This is a genomic window from Variovorax sp. P4_D9, assembly GCF_056401695.1.
This window is the reverse complement of record NZ_JBFUIU010000802.1, coordinates 1-3,972: the sequence shown is the minus strand read 5'-3', so window position 1 is coordinate 3,972 and position 3,972 is coordinate 1. Positions and strand designations below refer to the sequence as shown.

Here is a 3,972-nt window from a genome sequence, read left to right as displayed (position 1 = left end):
GGCTCACTGCTACCGTTGGGAAGGCGGCGGCGCGGCGGTGTTCGGCAGCGTGCAGCCTCAGCCGCTCGACCATCAGCCCGACGGCAGCCTGGCGCTCGACGCGATCGAGGCCGCCATCAAGCCCGACGACGCCCACTTCGCGCGCACCCGGCTGCTGGCGCTCGAAAACACGCTGGGCGGCAAGCTGCTGCCGTTCGCCTACGTGGAGCAGGCGACGCAGCTCGCGCAGCGCAAGGGGCTGGCGCGCCACCTCGACGGTGCCCGGCTCTTCAACGCCGCAACCGCGCAGGCGGCGGCGCTCGGCACCGACGTGCGCGCCGAGGCGCGTCGCATCGCCGGCTGCTTCGACAGCGTGTCGGTCTGCTTCAGTAAGGGCCTGGGCGCACCGGTCGGCTCGGCGCTGTGTGGTTCGCGCGACTTCGTCGCGCGCGCCCACCGCATCCGCAAGATGGCCGGCGGCGGCATGCGCCAGGCCGGCCTGCTGGCGGCGGCGGCCTCGCACGCTCTCGAGCAGCACGTCGATCGGCTCGCCGACGACCACGCGCTGGCGCGCCGGCTGGCGGAAGGCCTGGCAGGCATTCCCGAACTGCAGGTCGAGGCCCCGCAGACCAACCTGCTGTTCGTCGACCTGGCGGGCGATGCCCGCTCGCGCTCGGGCGAACTGCTGGCGCACCTGAAGTCGCAGGGCGTGCTCGCCACCGGCCTCTACCGGCTGCGCTTCGCCACCCATCTGGACGTCGATGCGGCCGGCATCGACCGCGCGATCGGCGCGATCCGGAGCTTCTTCCATGCCTGAGGCCCCCCGGCTCGCGCTGTCCGATCCGCCGCCGGCACCGTCGTCCACCCACTAGAGAGACAACCATCATGCCCATCACTCCCCAGGAAGCCCTGCAGCGCACCATCGAGCACCGCGAGGTGTTCCACGACGAGATGCTGCACATCGTGCGCCTCATCATGAGCGGCGAATGCTCGCCCGTGATGATGGCGGCGCTGATCACCGGCCTGCGCGTCAAGAAGGAAACCATCGGCGAGATCACCGCGGCCGCGCAGGTGATGCGCGAGGTCTCGACCAAGGTGCCGGTGGCGGACACTACGAACCTGGTCGACATCGTCGGCACCGGCGGCGACGGCTCCCACACCTTCAACATCTCGACCTGCACCATGTTCGTCGCCGCGGCGGCCGGGGCCAAGGTCAGCAAGCACGGCGGGCGCAGCGTCAGCAGCAAGTCCGGCAGCGCCGACGTGCTCGAGTCGCTGGGCATCAACATCAACCTGAAGCCCGAGCAGATCGCCAAGTGCATCGCCGACGTCGGCATCGGCTTCATGTTCGCGCCGAACCACCATCCGGCGATGAAGAACGTCGCCCCGGTGCGCAAGGAGCTCGGCATCAAGACCATCTTCAACATCCTCGGTCCGCTGACCAATCCGGCTGGCGCGCCGAACATCCTCATGGGCGTGTTCCACCCCGACCTGGTCGGTATCCAGGTGCGCGCGCTGCAGCGCCTGGGCGCCGAGCATGCGCTGGTGGTCTACGGCCGCGACGGCATGGACGAGATCTCGCTCGGCGCCGCCACTATGATCGGCGAGCTGAAGGGTGGCGAGGTGCGCGAGTACGAGCTGCATCCCGAGGACTTCGGCTTCGCGATGGCGAGCAACCGCAGCCTGCGCGTCGAGACGCCCGAGCAATCGAAGGCGATGCTGCTCGACGTGCTGGACAACCAGCCCGGTCCGGCGCGCGACATCGTCGTGCTGAACGCCGGCGCCGCGCTTTATGCGGCCAACGTCTGCGAATCGATCGCCGCCGGCATCGAGCGGGCGCGTGCCGCGCTCGATTCAGGTGCCGCCAAGGCCAAGCTGGCCGAACTCGCCGCGGCCACCGCGGCGGCCTGAGGAGAAATCAAGCATGTCGAACACCCTGGAGAAGATCGTCGCCGTCAAGCGCGAAGAGATCGCCGCGGCCAAGAAGCGAAGCCCGCTCGAGGCGGTGCGCTTCGATGCAGAGAGCCGCGTGCTGACGCGCGACTTCGTCGGCGCGCTGCGCGCCAAGATCGCCGGCGGCGCGGCCGCGGTGATCGCCGAGATCAAGAAGGCCAGCCCGAGCAAGGGCGTGCTGCGGGCCGATTTCATTCCGGCCGACATCGCCCAGAGCTACGCCGAGGGCGACGGCCAGGTCAGCGCCGCCTGCCTGTCGGTGCTGACCGACCGCCAGTTCTTCCAGGGCGGCGTCGACTACCTGAAGCAGGCGCGGGCCTCCTGCGAGCTGCCGGTGCTGCGCAAGGATTTCATCGTCGATCCCTACCAGGTCTACGAGTCGCGCGCGATGGGCGCCGACGCCATCCTGCTGATCGTCTCCTGCCTTGACGATGCCCAGATGCGCGACTACGAGGCCATCGCCACCGGGCTCGGCATGGCGGTGCTGGTCGAGGCGCACGACGGCGACGAAGTCGACCGCGCCTTGAAGCTGCGCACGCCGCTGATCGGCGTCAACAACCGCAACCTGCGCACCTTCGAGGTCTCGGTGCAAACCACCCTCGATCTGCTGCCGAGGGTGCCGGCCGATCGCCTGCTGGTGACCGAATCGGGCATCGCGACGCGCGACGAGGTGGCCCGGCTGCGCGCCGCCGGCGTCCACGCCTTCCTGGTCGGCGAGACCTTCATGCGGGCCGACGAGCCGGGCGAGGCGCTGGCCGAGTTGTTCCGATGAGCGCCGCGCCGGGCCGCCACAAGCAAGCTCATGCCCCCTCGGGGGGCAGCGAGGACACGAAGTGCCGAGCGTGGGCCGCCATGAGCGCAGCGGACCAGTTGTTGACGGCGGACCCCGCCGACTGGCCGGTCGCGCCGGGCTGGCGGCCGCTGGTGGACGAATTCTTCGCCGGCCCGGTCGGCATGAAGCTGATCGGATTCCTGTGCGAGCGGCTGGCCGCCGGGGCCGTGATCTTCCCGCCGCGGCCGCTGCGTGCGCTCGAGCTGACGCCGCCCGAGGAGGTCCGCGTCGTGATCCTCGGGCAGGACCCGTACCACGGCCGCGGCCAGGCCGAGGGGCTGGCCTTCTCGGTTGCGCCGGGCGTGCCGCTGCCGCCCTCGCTGCGCAACATCTTCAAGGAGCTGGAGCGCGACCTCGGGACCCGCCCGCCGGCCTTTCCGAACCCCGGCGGCAGCCTGGTGCGATGGGCATCGCACGGCGTGCTGTTGCTAAACACCTGCCTGACGGTGGAGGAGGGGCAGGCGGCCAGCCATTCGGGGCGCGGCTGGGAAGCGCTCACCGACGCGGTGATCCGTCATGTGGCCGCCCGCGAGCGGCCCGTCGTCTTCATGCTGTGGGGCGCGCATGCGCAGAGCAAGCGTGCCCTGATCGATACAAATCGTCACAAGATATTGGTCGCCAACCATCCCTCCCCGTTGTCGGCCTTGCGACCTCCGCTTCCCTTCATCGGCTGCGGCCATTTCGGCCAGGCTCGCGCCTGGCGCGAAGCGGAATCCTTGGGGTTCGGGCAAGAACACGCCTGATTTCGTGCGAAAATCTAAGGCTCTCGGGAAAACGGCCCGGGTAGACGGGTTGCGATCGACCAGCCCCGAAACTCGTGCTATATTCCGAGGTTCGCCGGAGAGGTGGCCGAGTGGTTAATGGCAGCAGACTGTAAATCTGCCCTCTTACGAGTACGCTGGTTCGAATCCAGCCCTCTCCACCAGCGATGAATGGATTTTGCAGAGCGCTTGACTGTGACCGTTGCGGTGCTTCCCGAGCAAGGGCGGGTGCCACGATGCGGGAGTAGTTCAATGGTAGAACCCTAGCCTTCCAAGCTAATGACGCGGGTTCGATTCCCGTCTCCCGCTCCAGAAGTCCAGGTCGGCGCGAAGCGCAGTGTTTTTTGCAGATTTTGATATCGCCCATTTGGCTCAGTGGTAGAGCACTCCCTTGGTAAGGGAGAGGTCGCGGGTCCGATTCCCGCAATGGGCACCAGTTTTGGGGTT

4 protein-coding genes and 3 tRNA genes are annotated in these 3,972 nt (G+C 68.5%); all 7 read left to right on the top strand.

Translation table 11 applies throughout. From position 1 onward, the window contains the following. Nucleotides 1-796: GntG family PLP-dependent aldolase (locus AC1DY5_RS45590; RefSeq protein WP_478120989.1), on the top strand; the 796-nt coding region annotated here is incomplete at its 5' end. A gap of 68 nt (nucleotides 797-864) precedes the next feature. Beyond that, nucleotides 865-1,890 (top strand): anthranilate phosphoribosyltransferase, encoded by a 1,026-nt coding sequence (gene trpD, locus AC1DY5_RS45585; protein WP_478120988.1) that lies wholly within the window; start codon nucleotides 865-867, stop codon nucleotides 1,888-1,890. Between the two features lie 13 nt (nucleotides 1,891-1,903). After that, on the top strand, nucleotides 1,904-2,704 hold the full coding sequence (gene trpC / locus AC1DY5_RS45580) for an indole-3-glycerol phosphate synthase TrpC (protein WP_478120987.1): 801 nt from the start codon (nucleotides 1,904-1,906) through the stop codon (nucleotides 2,702-2,704). An 80-nt stretch (nucleotides 2,705-2,784) separates the two neighbouring features. Beyond that, nucleotides 2,785-3,507, top strand: a complete 723-nt coding sequence (locus AC1DY5_RS45575; RefSeq protein ID WP_478120986.1) for a uracil-DNA glycosylase — start codon at nucleotides 2,785-2,787, stop codon at nucleotides 3,505-3,507. 96 nt (nucleotides 3,508-3,603) lie between these two features. After that, nucleotides 3,604-3,689, top strand: a tRNA-Tyr gene (locus AC1DY5_RS45570). A gap of 74 nt (nucleotides 3,690-3,763) precedes the next feature. Then, nucleotides 3,764-3,837 (top strand) — tRNA-Gly (locus tag AC1DY5_RS45565). A gap of 49 nt (nucleotides 3,838-3,886) precedes the next feature. Beyond that, nucleotides 3,887-3,961, top strand: a tRNA-Thr gene (locus tag AC1DY5_RS45560). Nucleotides 3,962-3,972: the final 11 nt, after the last annotated feature.